Source organism: Neobacillus sp. NPDC093182, from assembly GCF_044754045.1.
Map to the genome: position 1 here is coordinate 359866 of NZ_JBIVOI010000002.1, position 19086 is coordinate 378951.

The following is a 19086-nucleotide window of genomic DNA, read 5'->3' on the forward strand; positions in this document are numbered from 1 at the left end:
CATAATTTTCTATAATCACTAAAATAAGGTTATGGAGGTGCAGGGAATGAATAACGAAAGTAAGCTGGATACAGTTAAGGGGTCACCCCTCACAAATCAGAAAAGCACGAAAGTTTCTCCGTCTGTTTCTTTTCTGAATAAGAAGAAATGGAAAGAAGCTGGGTTATTTACCCTATTTGTCGGGCCAGTCTTATTAGCTTTTATCCTTATTGTTTTAATCCCCTTCTTTACAGGTATTTATTATGCATTTACCGATTGGAACGGGGTAACAGGATCGGTCAAATGGGTGGGACTTGATAATTTCAAATACTTATTTACAGAGGACAAGCAATTTCAACAGTCCTTCATTCTTACAACAAAATACACAGTTGTAGCCATCATCTTCACAAACCTAATTGGATTTGGATTAGCCTTATTGGTTGCTCAGAAGTTGAAAACTAAAAATATCTTACGGACCGTTTTCTTCATGCCTAACTTAATCGGCGGATTAATCCTAGGATTTATCTGGCAGTTTATTTTTGTAAAAGGATTTGCTTCCATCGGTCAGTTAACTGGAATTCCTCTTTTTGAGCTGGCATGGTTAGGAGATGCCAAGACAGCGTTTTGGGGAATCGTCATTGTCAGTGTTTGGCAGGGTGCAGGTTACATTATGATTATCTATATTGCTGCCCTTCAAAACGTGCCGCAGGAATTAATTGAAGCAGCAAGAATTGATGGAGCGAACCGATTCCAAGTCCTTCGTCATATCACAATGCCGCTTGTTGCACCAGCCGTAACGATTTGTTTATTTTTAACAACCGCTTCATCCTTTAAAGTCTTTGATGCAAACCTGTCATTGACAAACGGTGGTCCATTTAAATCAACAGAAATGCTGGCGCTTAACATTTATACCGAAGCATTCGTTAATAACCGATATGGTATCGGTGAAGCAAAAGCATTAATTTTCTTCATTGTCGTAGCAGCGATTACCGTCCTTCAAGTTACGATTTCAAAGAAAAAGGAGGTTGAATCCTAATGGGCAACAGGTATACATGGAGAACATCTATTGTTGAAATCCTTGCAATCCTGCTCGGTCTAGTCTTTTTAGTCCCATTCTATTATGTATTTTCAAACTCCTTGAAACCATTTGCCGAGATTCTAACCAACACATCGGCCCTGCCAAAAGTGTTGATGTTTGATAACTATGTTAACGCATTCGAAAAATTAGATTTTTTAACTGTATTTAAAAACTCGTTAATCATTACCATTGGCAGTAATATCGTTCTCGTTATCTTCTGTTCGATGGCTGCGTACATGTTAGTTCGAACCAAAAAGAAAATCAGCAATATCATTTTCATGACATTCGTGGCTGCGATGATCATTCCGTTCCAATCTCTCATGATTCCGCTTATTAAAACGGCTGGTAACCTGGGACTATTAAACAGCATGTGGGGACTTGTCTTCATGTATCTAGGCTTTGGATCAGGTATGACCATCTTCTTATATCACGGTTTTATCAAAGGAATCCCATTAGAGCTTGAAGAAGCAGCGATTATCGATGGCTGTTCACGGTTTGGCGTGTTCTGGAGAATTGTTTTTCCGCTACTAAAACCAATTACAGTCACCATCGTCATCTTAAACAGCTTATGGATATGGAACGACTTCCTATTACCTTCTTTAGTGCTTCAAGACCCAGAATTAAGAACGATTCCATTGGCAACGTTCTTCTTCTTTGGGCAGTATACAAAGCAATGGGATTTAGCGCTTGCAGCATTAGTAATCGGAATTATTCCATTATTAATCTTCTTCTTCACTATGCAAAAACACATTATCCAAGGAATTACCAGCGGTTCTATCAAGTAATTTTTAGGGGAACACACTCTGCTGTCTTAAATACAGACAGCAGAGATTTAAAAATATATAATTATCATACTAGGGGGAAAAAACAAATGGCATTCAAAAAGTATTCATTGGCTGCAGGTGTACTATCCGCTTCACTTCTTTTAGGCGCATGTTCTAGCGACAGTACTTCTGGAGATAAAAAAAGTAGTGGTGGTAAGGACGATAAAATAGTTGTTGATATCTTCCAAGGGAAAGTTGAAATCGCCGACCAATTGAAAGCGTTAACAGATGAATATACAAAACAAAATCCAAATGTTACATTTAACATTGAAACAGTAGGCGGCGGTGCAGATGGTGCTGCAGCTCTTAAAGCAAAATTCGCATCTAACCAAGCACCTGATATTTTCACAAATGGTGGTGACCAGGAAGCTCTAGTGTGGAAAGATAAATTTGAAGATTTATCTGATCAGCCTTGGATCAAGGATGCCTTTGAAGGTACTTTAGACGGAATGACAATCGATGGAAAAGTATACGGAATGCCTTTTAATATGGAAGGGTACGGATTTGCCTACAATAAAAAATTATTTGAAAAAGCTGGGATTAAGGAACTTCCAACCACATATTCTGAGTTAGAAGAAGCAGCGAAAAAGCTAGATGCTGCCGGCATTACACCATTCTCAATCGGTTATGCTGAATGGTGGGTATTAGCAAACCACGGCATGAATGTACCGTTTGCATATCAAGAAGACCCAGATGCTTTTATTAAAGGTTTAAATGAAGGTACAGCGAAATTCGAAGGCAATAAAGAATTCGATAATTTCTTTAAGCTTTTAGATCTTACAATGAAATACGGCAACAAGAATCCTTTAACAACTGACTACAATACACAAGTAACATTATTTGCTACAGGTGAAGCAGCTATGATCCAGCAAGGTAACTGGATTCAGCCAATGCTTGATAAATTAGATCCAAACTTAGAAGTTGGTTTCATTCCGTTAGCACTTAGCGATGATCCGGCTCAATCTGATAAATTAATGATTGACGTTCCTAGTAACTGGGTTCTCTACAATAAAGCACCAGAAGCTGACAAAGAAGCGGCAAAAGATTTCTTAAATTGGATGGTTACATCTGAAGAAGGGAAAACAGCATTAACAAAGGAATTCAAATACATTCCAGCCTTTAAAACGATTGACGCCAATCCTGAAGATATCGGTGCTCTAGGTGCGGACCTTCTTAAATATTCAAAAGAAGGAAAAGCATATCAATGGCAGTTCATGAAATATCCTGATGGAGCAGGTCAAGAGTTTGGCGCTACTCTTCAAGCATATGTAGGCGGTCAAAAATCAAAAGAAGAAGCCATGAAAGCACTTGACGCAACATGGGCAAAATTGAAAAAATAAAATAAACAATAAAAGCACATTGGAATTCGTCTAATGTGCTTTTTATACGACTAGTGAATGGGGGTTATGTTATTTATCATTTAAATGGCAGTGTGGCATTAATTACTGGTGTCAGTCATGAAAATGGAATTGGGGCAGCTATCTGCAAAAAATTAGCTTCAGAAGGTGTAGATATTTTCTTTACCCATTGGGGTGCCAATACCGATTGGGTTAAACAGTTTGCTAACAGCATCAGAGAATATGGAGTTCGTTGTGGTAACTTAGTGATTGATTTGGCAGTGGCGGATGCACCATTTACTGTACTGGAGACTGTTACTTCTGAAATGGGTATGCCTGCCATCCTAGTTAATAATGCAGCTCATTCTTCAAGAGATGGATATATGAATTTAGATGTAAAAACTTTAGATGACCATTATGCAGTTAATATGAGAGCTACTTTCTTATTATCTGTAGAATTTGCCCGTCGGTTTAGACAATCCCCAATGCCCGCGGGCAGAATAATTAACCTTACATCCGGTCAAGCACTTGGTCCAATGCCCGGTGAATTAGCTTATGCGGCGACGAAGGGCGCTATTTCTGCATTTACCCTATCCTTATCTGCAGAGCTTGCTCCTCTTGGAATCACCGTTAATGCAGTAAACCCAGGACCTACAGATACTGGTTGGATGAACGAAGAAATAAGGCAATCGATACTGCCAAAGTTTCCGTTAGGACGTATTGGAATGCCTGAAGATGCAGCACGCCTCGTTGGATTCCTTGCCAGTGAAGAAGCAGAGTGGATTACAGGACAGATATTCAATTCTGAAGGCGGCTTCCTAAGAGGCTAGTGGGTTTTATCAAAAGGGTGTCCAAGTTTTCGTTAGCTTAAGCACATTCTTTATGTTATCTTAATTTAAATATCCATTATTATAGGCTCAGAGTCTGGATTCAAGAATGGATTTTTAGTACCTGTTATATCTTACATGCCAAAATGATTCCTTCAATAAAATCAACGCACCGAATCTCAACAAAGAAAAAGCCAGGGTCCTGCCTGGCTCAGGTATTTCAATTACCTATATATGGAAAACGCATGCGAAATTAGACTCAGTTTCTGGATTCAAGTGTGGATTTAATTACCTTTTTTATCTTACCTTCCAAAATGTTTCCTTCTCCTGCGGATTTCATTCGCTTATCTGCATAATTCTCCTTTTTACCTGCATTTTTGCCTTGTTTATCTGCCTAACAAATTCAAGCACCAAACTCAACACTCAAAAAGCCAGGTGCTGCCTGATTCAGGTGTTTTAAATTGCTATTAATGGAAATTACATTTGAAATTAGACTCAGATTCTGGCTTCAAGTGTGGATTTTTATTCCCTTTTTTATCTTACCTGCCAAAATGATTCCTTCACCTGCGGATTTCATTCGCTTATCTGCATACTTCGCCTTCTTACCTGCATTTTTCCTTTGTTTATCTGCCTAACAAATTCAACGCACATAAACTCAACACTCAAAAAGAAGATTTTTATTCGCCAAAAAAGGGTGCCCAAGTTTTTTGTGGACACCCTTTTGATCTTTTACTCTCTATCTGGACTATTAACCATAATCCCAGCAACTTGTGTTAACCGATTATAAAAAGCAAGCCCCGCTGGTTTATCATAAAGGCCAATCTCTAGAAAAGCCTCCTTCATACATCTAAGCCAGCACTGCGCTCTCCTTGGTGTCACTTCGAAAGGAAGATGACGTTCTCTCATCGCCGGAGGTCCAAATTCCTGACTGTAAAGAGCAGGGCCTCCTAAAAATTGAGGAAGAAACATTCTTTGCTTTCTCATAATTTCTTCCATATCCCCTTCAAACAGCGGCCTTAATTCAGGATCAGCATAAACTCTAGGATAAAATGCAGCTACGAGCTTATCTATCGTTTCCTGCCCGCCAATTTCACTATAAATTGTTTTAAATTTATATTCCATGTCATACACCCCTTTTACTTACTTTCGATTATAAAGATAAAAGTGATGACGTTTCGTGATTTAAATCACACTTTTTGAAATACTCTAGTTCAAACTTGGTGCGACTAGTTCTACTTTAATTCGGTTTGGATCCTCAAAAAATACCGCATAATATTCTGAACCTCCAGCATATGGGTGCTTCTCCCTGTATAAGATGGGGATTTCTTTCTTTAGTAGTGTCTCCGTTATTTCATCAACATGTTCCCTAGACCTTGCATGAAAGGCAAGATGATTTAATCCTACTCGGCAACGGTGGTAAGGAACATCCAAAAACCTTTCTTCAGCCTGAACAAATACGAGATAGGTCTCTTGATATTTCCAGCTAATCCCTAAATCCCATTTTTGATACTGTTCGTATCCTAATTCAGTTAGCAGCCAGTTCCAAAATTCAACACTCTTATCAAGATTCGAAACATATATCTCAACATGATGCAGCATACTATTCCCTCATTTTCTTTGATTACAATATTGACCTTTAATTCACCAAACCAGTCTGAAAACTGATTATGACCAAAAGAACCCAGAACATGGCTCTCCTATCTAATTTTTCCTAACTCATCTAAAAAGGCAGGACGTTTTTGATATTGTTGTTTCAATTCTCCAATTAATTTGTGTGAATGAATGGTACCAAAGGCTTTTTTGTAGGTTTTTATTAGCTTACAAACATTTCGGTAACCTCTTCTGTCCGAGGTTCCCTCTGCAGAAAGTTCAATATATTTAATAAACAGATCATTCGCTTCTTCAAAATGACTCTCCATTAGGTATGGATACAAATCCATTATTAACGATTTATGCTTTTTACAATATTCTATTATTTGTTTCGTTAGTTTTTCTTCTTTCAGTATCTCAATATAGACAGTTGATTGGTATCGCTCTTTTTCAAAAGCTTCAATTAATCGGCCTAAAACTTCTGTCCATTCATCTTGCTCATATAACTCTTTCAATTTCACATAATAAGAGTATTTATTTTTAAAAAGAAAATCATAGGCCAATTTCCGTTGATTTTCTAAGTCACCAAGTCCTTCATAGGCATGGTAACGGTACTCCCTCCACTGAAGCACCAGCCCGCGATAGCTTTTATCTACTTCTTCCCCCAAAATACTAAGCTCGAGAACTTTCTCATAATCCCCATTTTCCAATGCCCTTGTAATTGCTTTTTCACGAAAATCGCTTATTTTAATATTCTTATAAATAAACTTTTCTGCTGCTGACGTTCCATCACATTTTTCTATTATTTCAAATTGGAGAAGCTTAACCTGTTTCTTTTCATATTCCTCACTCCATGAAGTACCGGCTTTTTGTTCTAACATTTCCAGCTGCTTTTCTAGCTTTTTCCGTAAATCCTTTTTATGAGAAAATATTGCGCAAACATTTAATAGCCCAAAGCGCCAATCACTCCAGCCATCATATTGTTTTTTCAGAGCCTCTTTTAAAATCACTTCAAAAAGCTTCTTTTGCTCTTTTTCATCTAAATGCTCCAATGCTGTAGTTACCGCTTGCTCAATGGTAGAAATAGCTCGATTCATAATAAAACTAACCCCGCCATTGGAGTCATCGCAATATTGGATCATTTTTACAACAGGAGATAAGACTTCTAGTGCTAGTAAAACAGCTGTCTCACTATCACCCATTTCTATCTTTTCCTGGGCTTTTTTTAGCGTCATCTCTGCCCCTTGCAGTGCAGAATCAACATGTCGCCAATCTATAAACCCATTACGTTTTGCATTATTGATATATTCTCTGATAAGTTTCTTACTTGCAGTAATTCCATCTTCATTGTTTGCAAACTTAAAAAGCAAACGTTTTTCTATATCAGGATAATCATTTGAAATTTCAAATAAAATACGAACCAATTCATCCTTGTTTTGTTCTGCTAAAACCTTTTTTAAATCATTTTCTGCCACTACAGCAGGTTCCCCTAAAGTCTTCATATTTTTCAATGCAAATAGAACCGCGGCCTCATGCTTGCAAAACTCCCCTAAGTCATATGGGCAATCACAATATGATTCTACTATTTCATCGTTTATATCTAATGATATCTCTACTCGATAAACTTCAGATCCCTCTACACTGGCCTTGTATCTTTTTTTATCCTTTGTTTCAAGACTTACGACATGTCCATGTTGAAAATAATCAAACCCGCGCTTTAGAATACGATCGTCGATTGATTGTTCAAAATTCACCAGTTTCACATCTCTCAACTCCCAATTGTATCAAGAAACCCATTGCTGCCTAAGCCACAATGGGTTCTTTTTTAAGGATTATTAATCCTCTGAAATCCTAGATTTTTTCCCTTTTCCTATTTGCTTCCAGGCTAAAACGACTGCTAGTGTAACAATCGTACCGACGACTGCTTCAGGAATTCCACTTGTTAAAGCAACTGTCCACGCTACTTCAGCGCCCATGTAACCTCTAACTACTGCCATGGTTAACACAAGAACTGTATTGGTTAAGGTCCCTAAGAATGCTGCAGTTCCAATAGCTAGATATTCACTCTTTCTGCGAATCCCTACATACACCAGCCACGCGACCACTCCAATAAAAATTCTAGGTAGAATAGCAACTAATGGATCCTTAAATAGTGGAACTGTAGCATTTAAGAAAGAAGAAACACCAAAAATAATTCCGACGATTGCTCCTACAATGGGACCCTGCATAATTCCCCCAATAATCGCAGGAATATGCATGATTGTTGCATTACCAGCCGCTGTAGGTACGGGAATATAGCCTAACCGGGTTACTCCTAATAGAATCGCAACCGCACCAAGCACACCAGCAATAACAATATTTCGAACCGTTAATGAACCTTTCATTCTATATCTCCCCCTTTATTTTTTATCTAAAACGGAAACGGATAAAAAAGTAATAGTAACGATAATAATAGCCCTATAATTAATACTAAGTAATCACGCCCGAGTGCCTTATAAACCGAATAGGCACTTCTCTCATTTCCAGGAGTATAGCAGCGAGATTCCATGGCTAAGATAAGATCCTCTGCTCTCGATAACGCGATATTAAATAAGGGGATAATAATTGGAAGCATATCCTTCGTCCTCTGAATGATTCTCCACCATTCCCCCGATCCGAAATCTGCCCCTCTTGATGCCTGCGCCTTCATCATTTTCTCCATTTCAATCGCAAAGGTTGGAACAAAGCGAATGGCAATAGTAATAATCAAGGAAAATTCATGGACAGGAAATTTTATTTTTTTTAAAGGACTTAATAGACTTTGGATGGCATGGGTTAATTCAGTTGTGGATGTAGATAGCGTCAATACGCTGCTTAATAAAATTATTTCCACAAACCGTACGGCCGAAACAATTACGAGTCGAATACTCTCACTGGTAATCAAGATAAACCCATATTCAAAAAATACAGTCCCGCCCGAAAAGACATTGCCTTGGAAGATCAGCTGCAGAACAGCTAAAATAATAATAAAGGGAATAGCCGGTTTTATGCCCGATAACCCATAACTGACAGGTATTTTGGAAGCCCAGAATAAATAAATTGATAATAGCAGACCAAACGCATTTCCTACATAACTAGTATTTAGGGCTATCGCTAAAACAAGAATAGTGAACACTAACAGCTTTATTCTCGGGTCCAGCCGATGAATAAAGGAACCGGTCGGTACGTACTGACCAATCGTAATATTCCTAGACAGTTCAAATTCACTTGCCATGATTTTCCACCTCTCCATCGGTAAGAACCTTTATGATTTCGTCAGCTGCCTCTGAAATCGTAAAAGCAGAAGTATTTACATTGTATCCAAGGTCTTTTAGCCGGTACAGCGCCTGCACCGTTTCTGGTGTTCCAATTTGGTAACGCTGCAATTGATCCTTGTCAGTAAAAATCTCTTCTGGAGTACCGGATAACACATCCTTACCATTTGCCATTACATAAACTCTATCTGCTAAATAAGCTACTTCTTCCATATTGTGCGATACGAAAATAACCGTTAAGTTTTCCAGTTTATTTAAGGCTTTTATCTTATCCAACAACTCATTTCTTGACCTCGGATCGAGCCCGGCTGTGGGTTCATCAAGAACTAATATCTTTGGCTTTAACGCCAGGATACCAGCAAGTGCCACTTTACGCTTCTGCCCTCCGCTTAAGGCAAACGTCTGGCGGTCCTTCATTTCATCAAAGCTCAGGCCGACCATCTCCATCGCCCATTTAACCCGTTCCCTCACTTCCTTCAAGGGCAGGCCCAGTTTAAAAGGACCATACGCGATATCATCGCCAATTAATTTTTCAAAAATTTGATCCTCCGGGTTTTGAAAAACCAATCCTACATTTCTCCTCAAGGCTTTAATATCAATTCGTTTCTTCGATAAATCTACTCCATCGATGATAACTTTGCCTGAATCCGGACGAATTAGGCCATTAAAATGCTGAATAAGGGTGGACTTCCCTGAACCGGTGTGACCAATAATGGCAATACATTCCCCCTCATTGACCAACATGCTTGTCCCCTTTAAAGCATCATGCTCCATAGGGGTTCCTTTCATATATGTATGAGATAAGTCTTCTATTTCAACGATCGGTTTTCCACGCATTAAACCACTTCCCCGCTCCTTGCTTTTGAAACTCTCTTTACTTCGTTAATCAGTTCTTCCTCTTGGATTAACTCTTTTGAAAAAGTTGGAATCTGCTTATGGACCAACTCAGCTATCTGACTAACAGCTGGAATGTCTAATTGGAGTTCCATTAAAATCTCTTTATGTTTAAAAATATCACGAGGTTTCCCATCCATAACAATCTTCCCATCTTCAACCACAATAATGCGGTCTGCTTCTGCTGCCTCAGACATACGATGGGTAACCGTTATAATCGTCATTCCCATATTATTCATTTTTCTCATGACCTGAAGGACTTCGTTTCTTCCAAAGGTATCCAGCATGCTGGTCGACTCATCGAATACGATACAGTCTGGCTGCATGGCCAGTACTCCAGCAATTGCCACTCTTTGCTTTTGTCCGCCAGATAGGTGGTGTGGAGGTCTTTTCCGAAACTCCGACATCCTCACTACCTCTAAAGCTTCATCAATCCTTTGCTTCATCTCGGCTCTCGGTACGCCAATATTCTCTAAACCAAAAGCTACGTCCTCCTCGACAATGGTCGCAACAATTTGATTATCAGGATGCTGAAAAACCATTCCAACTGCTTTGCGGATGTCTAACTTCCTGCTGTCGTCCTTTGTATTGTGCCCACGTACCCAAACATCCCCTGAGCCAGGTGTTAAGAGTCCATTTAAATGCTTGGATAATGTTGATTTCCCCGAACCGTTATGGCCAATAATGGCAACATATTCACCTGGAAAAATGGAAAAAGAGACATCCTTAAGAACAGACACTGAATGAGTCTCATTAATTTTATATGAAAATGATACATTTTCTAAAGCAATAATCGGTTCCATCTAGATCCCCCTCTCCTTCTGTTTTATTAATATTCTGAATATTATTCAATCATAGTAAATGATTCACACAAATATAATAGCACGAAGTCTTAAAAGGGGATATCTTGAAGCATCAATCTATCTTTTTATGATGCAAATATTTATCATTATAATGTGCAAAAAGGGAAATATTATCCAGAATAAACGCATACTATACCTTGTTGAAAGATTATCTCAAACTTTATATTGACTAGTAAATACATTTATACTAGTCTATTACTTTGTCAATAAAACGTGGTTCGAGAACCTCCCACGTAAAAAAACTAAGGAGATAACTAAATATGAAAATAAAAACACTTGTCGTAAATGCGATATTAGCGGCTTTATATATTGCTGTATCTGGCTTAATCGCTCCCTTTGGCTTTACGAATATTCAATTCCGTGTTTCAGAGATGTTTAATCATCTTGTTGTTTTCAATAAGAAGTATATATTCGGAATTATCGTTGGGGTATTTTTGAGCAATCTATTCTTTTCCCCGATGGTCGCCTATGACCTCGTTTTTGGTGTCGGTCAATCATTATTAGCCTTGTCTATTACAATTGTATCTGCACGTTTCATTAAAGGAATCTGGGCTCGTATGATTGTAAATACCGTGGTCTTCACCTTCACTATGTTCTTGATTGCTTGGGAATTAAACCTAGCATTCGAATTGCCATTCTTATTTACTTGGTTAACAGTGGCAATAGGAGAATTTGTTGTGATGGCAGTAGGCATGCCGATTATTTATTTCATTAACAAACGAGTTAATTTCGAAAAAAGAGTATAGATAAAAGAGATGCTGCTTCGTGGAATGAAGCAGCATCTCTTTTCATAGAGCTAATTTTTATTCTTTCGATTATTTTTCGGCATGAGCGGGTTTTCCTGTTTCAGTGGCGTGAGTAGGCTTTCCTGTTTCACCGGCATGGGCAGGTACTTTTCCCTGGTTGTAAGAAAGACCAAATCCGAATTCGTACTTGTCACCAGTTTTAGTCTTATAAGTGAAATGTTTATATTCTTCAGGAGCAAAACTTGGAACATCCCCGACTTCTCTTTCTACCGCTTTAGCACTGGCTGGAATAGCAAATGGAAGTTTTCCAACAGGATTGAATTCTCCAGTGATCACATCGAATGCTGCCTCTTGAAGCGTACCAAATGTACCAATTAATGCTGCAGCATTTGGTTCAAGCTCGTTAATTAGCCATTGGTTAGTAAAGTTTAAAGCTGTGATTGTTGGAACCGTTTTTTGGATTTCAACAATTCGGTCTAGATCAGATACTCCAGTTGTTTCATTAATATCAATACGTGGATTATTATCCCAGTTAGATTGAGTTGGTTTCACGTATACATAAGCGTGTGTTGCTTCTTCGACGCTATCAACTAATTCAATGTTAGGGAATTTTTCTTTTAGTGTATTCTTTAAGTCTGCACTAAATCCAGCAGACTGTTTTTGAGATTCAACATTAATGTATTCTTGAGGATTTGCATGGCCTCTTGGTGCTGCAACTCCAACAAAACCTTCAACATATAGCTTAACATTTTCTAACTTTTCTTCAGTTAATGGTAATAGTTTTTCACCTTTGATCTTATCATTACGCATTAGAACAACTGACTTTTGATGTGCTTCATAAGCTAATGCTCGGTGATCTTCATTGTTTGCAGCAGCAATAGCTTCTGCAGGATTTACATACGGATCTTCAAATAGACCTAATGTCATCATTTCTGAAAGGGTATAAGTTATGGATTCGTTAACTTTTGATACATCTACTAAACCACTGTTAACTGCCTCGATTACTAACTCTGGTGTTGCACCACCTGAAATAATATTGGTTCCTGCATTTAATGCTTTGGCAACTTTTTGTGCGCCTGAAATTGTATTTCCATTTTCATCTACATGGTAACCCCATGCACTGCCAGCAACTGCACCTGAGTCAGAGTTAATATATCCTTTGAAACCAAGACCTTCACGCAAGTAATCGATGATTCCTTTATTTAGAGTCATACCAACTTCTTCAAATTGCTGAGTTTCACTATATGGTTCTAAACCTTGATCAGCACTATCATTACTTGGATATGCGTAATAAGGCATTACGGATGCTACACCAGCTTCAATCGCTTTCTGGAAAGGAGGGATATGATACTTCTCTAAACTTCCTTCAGTAGGATAAATATTAAAGCTGCCGTTTGCAAAGTGAGGATCTTGTCCATCATCACGCGCACCACCTCCAGGGAAGTGTTTTACAGTGATGGCTACACTATCTGCACCAAGAGTTTCACCTTGGAAGCCTCTGACGATTTCATAATTCATGTCTCCAACTACTTTTGGATCTTCGCCAAATGTCTCCTCAATTCTTGCCCAAAGTGGATCTGTTGCAACGTCAGCCATATATCCATAAACCTTACGAATACCAGCAGCTCTCCATTCCTGTCGGGCAATATCCGCAAATTCACCAACAGCTTCTACATCCCCAGCCGCTGCTAAACCTAATGTTCCTGGCCAGAAAGTATGTTGATCCTGAACGTTCGTAATGTTTGTATAATCGGTTGAGGCAGAATTTCTTGGATTGGAAGTAATAACAACCGGAATACCTAACTCAAGACCTTCTGCTAATTGCTGCATTTGGTTATTATAATTAGCAATATCCCCCAGGTTCTGAGATAGACGGTAAATAACGTGGCGCAATTTCTTGTTAATAACAATATTAGCATTAGCATCGGTTACAAATTTTCCATCTGTTGGATCAGCTACAGGAGTGTGAGTATTGATATACATCAATCCAGCTTTTTGCTCAAGACTCATTTTACTAATCAAATCCGCTACACGCTCCGAAACTGACTTTCTCCAGTCTTCGTAACCATCTAAGCTTTTATCTCCATCTGCATCTCTATAATATTTGCCATCTAGTACAAGAATTCTATCTTGAGTTGCTGTTTCAATTTCTGGTTGTCCTTCAGCTTTTTCAACTTTATAAGTTGTTATTGCACCTCGGCCAATATACGGAGTTGCTTCCCCTTCTTCACCTGTATACCCTTGGTCATCTGCAAAACCAACCTGTGGTCCAATAACTGGCGCAGCTAATGATAGAGTAAGTGCGACTGCGAGAAGTTTTTTTCTCAGTTTTGAAGATTTTCTAATCTGTTTTGATATTGAAGCCATTTTTCTTCCTCCCTTTTTAAGTTGAATGCGTTTACAAAACTAGGTTAGCTTTCTATGTATAATGATATAGTTCAAAATTGCCTGACAAATAGTGAGTATTTTTAGGTATTTTTGTGATATTTTAATATTTCAAATTTTTAGTTATTAATACCTATGACTATATTCCTTCATAAAAAAAAAGAATCAGAAATATCCGTTTCTGACTCACCTAATCTTTTATTTAAATTTACCATCGGCGGTGTTGCTGTTGATATTCCGATACTCTGACGGAGAACTTCCTACTATCCTCTTGAAATTGTTACTAAAGTAAGCTAAATCAGAATATCCCACTCTTTCGGCTATCTCAGACATTCTTAAGGTTGTATTTTGCAATAATCGCTTACTTTCTTCAATTCGTAGTTCCGTAATATAATCAACAAACTTTTTATTAAGCTGTTGTTTAAACAATTGACTGAGGTAACTGGGATTGATATGAATACTTTCTGCTGCTTCTTTTAAAGTGATTTGGTCTAAAGGTGTTTTTTCTATATAATCCAAGATTCGATCGATCGTCGATAAAGGAAGATTTTCTTTCTCAGCCAGCATCTGCTTACTTGTATTATCTTTGTTACTTTTTTTATTTAGCCATTTCTCTAGACAAACCTTTATTTCATTCTCCTCGATTGGTTTAAGAAGGTAATCCGTGACACCACTTCTTATTGCTTGCTGAACAAACTGAAACTCATCATGGACAGAGATCACAATCACTTCATACGCCCCGTTTAAGGTACTAAGTTCCTTAACCAAAGCAAGACCGTCCATCACCGGCATTCGGATATCCGTTAAGATTAGGTCCACTTCATTCATCTTTATCCAATCTAATGCTTCTAGTCCATTTTGACATTCATGGATCACCTGCAATGGAAGATTCAATTTATTTATCGTCCACTTAAGAGCGGTACGTACCCATCTCTCATCGTCAACTAACAAGATCTTTTTCATCCAATCTCCCTTTCCTCTGTATTTTCCCTCATTGGCAGCTCCATCTCGACCACCGTGCCGGCTCCTAACTGACTTCTAACACTCAGTCCATAATCCGCGCCAAACACATAATGAATCCTTTGTTGGACATTTAATAAGCCGATATGTTTCCCATCTGAGTTTGTCGTTTTCTGTTCAAGCTTTCTAGTAAGTTCTTCTAAAATGTGATTCGGAATTCCCGCTCCTGTATCTTCTATTCGAATAGTAAATGAAGATTCAGAATGGGAAACTGCTGATATGGTAATTCTAAACTTTTGTAAGCTTCGACCGTAGGCGTGAACAAAGCAATTTTCAACTAACGGCTGAAGTGAGAATTTTACGACCTGAAGCTCCATTGCCCATTCAGGAATATCCAGCTCATACTCAAATCGTTCTTCGAATCGAAACTTCTGAATCTGAAGATACGTCCTGCAAAACCTAATTTCTTCTCCTAGACTAACAGTGGAAGAATCATTTTTAAGATTATACCGAAGCAGCTTCGCTAGGGAAAAGGACATGATTGCAATATTTTCCTGACCTTCTTCTAATGCCATCCCTCTAATGGTTTCAAGAGAGTTATATAAAAAATGTGGGTTCATTTGAGACTGAAGCATTTTTATTTCAATCTCTTTCTGTTTCAGGGACATTTCTGTTTCTTTCAATTTGGAGACGTATACTTCTTCAAGTAAATCTGATAGTTTTTCAACGGTATGGTTGAATCCTGCAGATAACTGTCCAATTTCATCGTTTGATTCCACTGGGACTCGACCGCTAAGGTTTCCAATTTCAACTTCCTTCATAAACCTCTTCAGGCGCCGAATCGGGCGGATTAAACTTGTTGCAAATCCAAATCCTATCGTGTAGGCAATAATTAACGAGATGATAATTGTCAAAACAATGGTTCTTCCAATTTGAATAATTCCACCCGTTAAATCTTTATAGGGTACGGCGGTAAAAAAACTCCAGCCTATATTTGAAGAATAAGTATAAGTAACAAAATCCTCCCTCTCGTTCTGTAAGATTTGTGTGCTGCTTTCATTATTTTGGAGTTGAGCGAGCTGGCTAAATTCTACTTTTTTTCCAAGCTTTGAATAATCAGGATGATATACGTAATGCCCTTTTGCATCCAATATAAAAAAATAACCGTTCTTACTAATCGTTACTTTGTTTGAGATTTCCTCAATTCTTCTAAAATTAATATCAATAACGAGCATTCCCACTGGCCGAAGAGTATCAGGGTTGTATAATCTCCTAACAAGAGAAATAACCGGCTGCTCTTTATTTCTTAGTTTTAAGGTTCTAGTTACCAACATAGTCATACCGTTCATAGGAACAGATGAATACCAATATTCTTCTTTTATTTTGGTGGAAGGATAGAAATTATTTACCCCAAGGGTATCGATGACAATATCGTCATCCACTAAAACCGTGATGTTAGAAATATCTGCTCGAGAATAAGCAGCATACTTAAGTGTGTTCCTGGCCGCTGCCACTATGTGATCACTTTTTTCATGTTTAAATAAGCTGGATAATTCCGGAGAGTTAATAATTTTTAAGCTTGTAATCTCAAATTCTTGTAAATAATATTCAATATGAGATTCTACCTGACCTATTACTTGACCGCTATATTGCCGGAGTTCGTTTTCCAATTCGGCTGAAGATCGATTATAGGAGATAATCCCCACTGAAAGAACAGGCAATATAACAAGAAAGCTAGAAAAAATGCAAAGCTTCATCATTAATGATTGATTCTTTAAGAGAATATACTTTTTAATAAATTCTGCTATTTTTCCCCCATGCTGCTGCATTCTTTCACTTCCTAATGAATTTTCTAAACCTTAGCTATAATCAAAACAGAAAAGACCCAGCTGGTAAATGGTGCAACTTACCAGCTAGGCATTTTGTTAGTACAGATTATGGACGTGCTTCTTCAATCGCATCCATTACTTCTTTATACTCTTTTGCATACTCAGCATTCATAGACTTTACAGCTTCTGTCCAAGGTTTAATATCTTTGACTTCGGTGAATGTAACACCTGCATCTTTTAATTTCTTTTCAGAACGTTCTTCATATTTATCCCACTCTGCTCTTTGTGTTTCAACAGAATCAAGCGCTGCTTGTTTAATGATCTTTTGGTCTTCGGAATCAAGCTTATCCCAAGCTACTTTACTAATTAAAAGAACTTCAGGTATACGTTGGTGATGATCAAGGATCAAGTTTTTAGCTTCTTGATAATGGTTAGATGAATCTAAACTTGGCAGGTTGTTTTCTGCTCCATCAATAATTCCTGTTTGAAGGGCACTGAATACTTCTCCATAAGGCATTGGAGTAGCACTTGCCCCTAATGCATCCATGAAATCAATATTGATTTTACTTTGTTGAACACGAATCTTTTGTCCTTTTAAATCCTCTACACCTTTAAGTGGTTTGGTTGAGTAAAAACTACGTGAACCAGAATCGTAGTAAGCTAAACCTTTCATCTTAGACTGCTCAAGTCCATCTAGTAACTTTGTTCCCATGTCTCCATTTAAGAAGTTCCAAAGATGATCTTCACTCTCAAATACGTAAGGAAGTCCCAGCGGAGTAAACTGATTATTGAATTCAGCAAGTGGACTAGAATTGATTCGAGTAAACTCAATTGCTCCAAGCTGAACCTGTTCAAGAACTGATTTTTCATCGCCTAATTGCGCAGATGGATAGACTTCAATTTTGATACGTCCTTCTGTTCTTTCCTCTACTAATTCAGCGAACTTTTTGTCACCAAGGACAGTTGGATAATCTGGCGGCTGATTGTCCGCTAAGCGGAACGTATAGGATGGTTTTTCCTCTTCCTTGTTTCCTTCGCTCTTTGTGTTAGTTGTTTCTTTCCCGCCGCATGCAGCAAGGATTGAGCCCATTAAAAGTGTTGCGGCTAAAATACCTGTAAACTTTTTACTGATCAAAATCTACACCCCTTTTAATTTTTTATATAATCTTCACACTTTACCCAAGGCTACTTGACTAGCATGTTTGGCAGCCACATAACAACCTCTGGAATATAGGTGATAATTAACAGAACAACTAGTAAAGCATAGAAAAATGGCATCATCGCTTTTGTACCTTGCTGGATGGAGACCTTCCCTATCGCACATCCGACAAATAAAACGGTTCCAACTGGCGGTGTCAATAATCCTATTCCAGCGTTTAAGATTAGGACTATACCGAAATGTACAGGGTCCATACCAAAGCTCGTTACTACCGGAAGTAGAATCGGTGTCATGATTAGAATCATCGGTGCCATGTCCATTGGCGCACCAAGCAAAAGTAATAAAATATTGATAATCAATAAAATGATAAGTGGATTATCTGAAATACTTAAGAACAGGTCGGTTACCATAGCAGGAATTTGCAAATAGGCGAGTATCCAGCCAAAGGATGCAGATGCTGCAATTAAGAAAAACACCATCGAAACCGTTCTCATTGTTCTTGTGAGTATTTTCCAAATACTTGAGATAGGTGCTTCTCTATAAACAACAAATGCTAGAATAAAAGAATATAAACACGCTAACGCACCAGACTCAGTAGCCGTAAACCAGCCACTCATGATTCCCCCTAGGATAATAACAGCGGGACTTAACGATAAGAGACCGTGAAGGAGAATACCCCCAATTTGTGATTTAGGCACTGGGTCTGCTTTCTGATAGCCTCGTTTTCTAGCAATAATATAGCCTGTGATCATGAGCGAAATTAACATAATAAATCCAGGCACGATACCTGCCATAAATAGACTGGCGATTGATACGCCGCCGGCTGCTAAAGAGTAGAGAACGAGATTATGGCTCGGTGGTACTACAACCCCTTGGATAGCTGAAGCAATGGTAACACCCACCGCATAATCTGCTTCGTAACCTTTCTTTTTCATCATTGGAATCATGACAGAGCCAACGGATGAAACGTCTGCGACTGCTGACCCCGAGATGTTTCCAAAAAACAAGGCTGCCACACTATTTACCATTGCAAGTCCACCGCGTATTCTTCCTACTAGTAAACTCGCAAAATTTACGATCCTTGTTGCCAGTCCCCCTTCACTCATTATTTGTCCTGTTAGGATAAAGAATGGGATGGCTAGCAGGGAAAAGGAGTTCATTCCTTGAACCATTTGCTGGCCAATGACCGGAAGCGGAATTTTCATATAGATTACTGTTAGCAAGGACGATGCCACAAGCGTAAGAGCAATTGGAAAACGAAGCAGGACTAGAATAACAAAGCTTGAAAGTAAGATAATAATTCCGATTGTGTTCGTGTCCAT

At 38.3% G+C, this 19086-nt stretch carries 17 protein-coding genes and 1 riboswitch; of the genes, 5 read left to right on the forward strand and 12 right to left on the reverse strand.

The annotated features are described in order from the left end of the window. Positions 1-46: 46 nt before the first annotated feature. The 4 genes from ACIQAA_RS06375 to ACIQAA_RS06390 all read left to right on the forward strand — a co-directional run bounded on the left by ACIQAA_RS06375 (position 47) and on the right by ACIQAA_RS06390 (position 4048). Positions 47-1015: a carbohydrate ABC transporter permease gene (locus tag ACIQAA_RS06375; protein WP_402616505.1), complete on the forward strand. Its 969-nt coding sequence runs from the start codon at positions 47-49 to the stop codon at positions 1013-1015. Further along, entirely contained in the window at positions 1015-1842 is an 828-nt protein-coding gene (locus tag ACIQAA_RS06380; RefSeq protein WP_402616508.1) for a carbohydrate ABC transporter permease, read from the forward strand. The genes ACIQAA_RS06375 and ACIQAA_RS06380 overlap by 1 nt, the downstream gene beginning before the upstream one ends. A gap of 86 nt (positions 1843-1928) precedes the next feature. After that, complete coding sequence (locus ACIQAA_RS06385) at positions 1929-3221, forward strand: ABC transporter substrate-binding protein (RefSeq protein ID WP_402616511.1); 1293 nt, start codon at positions 1929-1931, stop codon at positions 3219-3221. A gap of 71 nt (positions 3222-3292) precedes the next feature. Next, entirely contained in the window at positions 3293-4048 is a 756-nt protein-coding gene (locus ACIQAA_RS06390; protein ID WP_402617099.1) for an SDR family oxidoreductase, read from the forward strand. A gap of 726 nt (positions 4049-4774) precedes the next feature. Here the strand turns inward: ACIQAA_RS06390 and ACIQAA_RS06395 are convergent. The 7 genes from ACIQAA_RS06395 to ACIQAA_RS06425 form a co-directional block, all read right to left on the reverse strand. Further along, entirely contained in the window at positions 4775-5167 is a 393-nt protein-coding gene (locus ACIQAA_RS06395; protein WP_402616514.1) for a globin domain-containing protein, read from the reverse strand. 84 nt (positions 5168-5251) lie between these two features. Further along, positions 5252-5644 carry a VOC family protein gene (locus tag ACIQAA_RS06400; RefSeq protein ID WP_402616517.1) on the reverse strand — a complete coding sequence of 131 codons (393 nt, stop codon included), beginning with the start codon at positions 5642-5644 and terminating at the stop codon, positions 5252-5254. A gap of 98 nt (positions 5645-5742) precedes the next feature. Further along, positions 5743-7398 (reverse strand): SWIM zinc finger family protein, encoded by a 1656-nt coding sequence (locus tag ACIQAA_RS06405; protein WP_402616520.1) that lies wholly within the window; start codon positions 7396-7398, stop codon positions 5743-5745. A gap of 72 nt (positions 7399-7470) precedes the next feature. Next, positions 7471-8019 (reverse strand): ECF transporter S component, encoded by a 549-nt coding sequence (locus ACIQAA_RS06410; RefSeq protein ID WP_402616523.1) that lies wholly within the window; start codon positions 8017-8019, stop codon positions 7471-7473. A gap of 26 nt (positions 8020-8045) precedes the next feature. Then, entirely contained in the window at positions 8046-8888 is an 843-nt protein-coding gene (locus tag ACIQAA_RS06415; RefSeq protein WP_402616526.1) for an energy-coupling factor transporter transmembrane component T family protein, read from the reverse strand. Then, positions 8878-9765, reverse strand: a complete 888-nt coding sequence (locus tag ACIQAA_RS06420; protein WP_402616529.1) for an energy-coupling factor transporter ATPase — start codon at positions 9763-9765, stop codon at positions 8878-8880. Before ACIQAA_RS06420 ends, ACIQAA_RS06415 begins: the two co-directional genes overlap by 11 nt. Next, positions 9765-10625 carry an energy-coupling factor transporter ATPase gene (locus ACIQAA_RS06425; protein ID WP_402616532.1) on the reverse strand — a complete coding sequence of 287 codons (861 nt, stop codon included), beginning with the start codon at positions 10623-10625 and terminating at the stop codon, positions 9765-9767. The genes ACIQAA_RS06420 and ACIQAA_RS06425 overlap by 1 nt, the downstream gene beginning before the upstream one ends. 267 nt (positions 10626-10892) lie before the next feature. Beyond that, positions 10893-10937: riboswitch (PreQ1 riboswitch) on the forward strand. Between the two features lie 8 nt (positions 10938-10945). On the opposite strand from ACIQAA_RS06425, the gene ACIQAA_RS06430 reads away from it, so the two are divergent. Then, on the forward strand, positions 10946-11431 hold the full coding sequence (locus tag ACIQAA_RS06430) for a QueT transporter family protein (protein ID WP_402616534.1): 486 nt from the start codon (positions 10946-10948) through the stop codon (positions 11429-11431). Between the two features lie 69 nt (positions 11432-11500). Here ACIQAA_RS06430 and ACIQAA_RS06435 read toward each other — a convergent pair whose 3' ends face one another. From ACIQAA_RS06435 to ACIQAA_RS06455, 5 genes are all read right to left on the reverse strand, one after another. Next, positions 11501-13798 carry a glycoside hydrolase family 3 protein gene (locus ACIQAA_RS06435; protein WP_402616538.1) on the reverse strand — a complete coding sequence of 766 codons (2298 nt, stop codon included), beginning with the start codon at positions 13796-13798 and terminating at the stop codon, positions 11501-11503. Positions 13799-14014: 216 nt separating this feature from the next. Beyond that, complete coding sequence (locus ACIQAA_RS06440) at positions 14015-14779, reverse strand: response regulator transcription factor (RefSeq protein ID WP_402616541.1); 765 nt, start codon at positions 14777-14779, stop codon at positions 14015-14017. Further along, entirely contained in the window at positions 14776-16605 is a 1830-nt protein-coding gene (locus ACIQAA_RS06445) for a sensor histidine kinase (protein ID WP_402616544.1), read from the reverse strand. Before ACIQAA_RS06445 ends, ACIQAA_RS06440 begins: the two co-directional genes overlap by 4 nt. Positions 16606-16711: 106 nt before the next feature. After that, entirely contained in the window at positions 16712-17740 is a 1029-nt protein-coding gene (locus tag ACIQAA_RS06450) for a TRAP transporter substrate-binding protein (RefSeq protein ID WP_402616547.1), read from the reverse strand. 50 nt (positions 17741-17790) lie between these two features. Continuing rightward, positions 17791-19086, reverse strand: coding sequence for a TRAP transporter large permease (locus ACIQAA_RS06455; RefSeq protein ID WP_402616550.1), 1296 nt, complete (start codon positions 19084-19086; stop codon positions 17791-17793).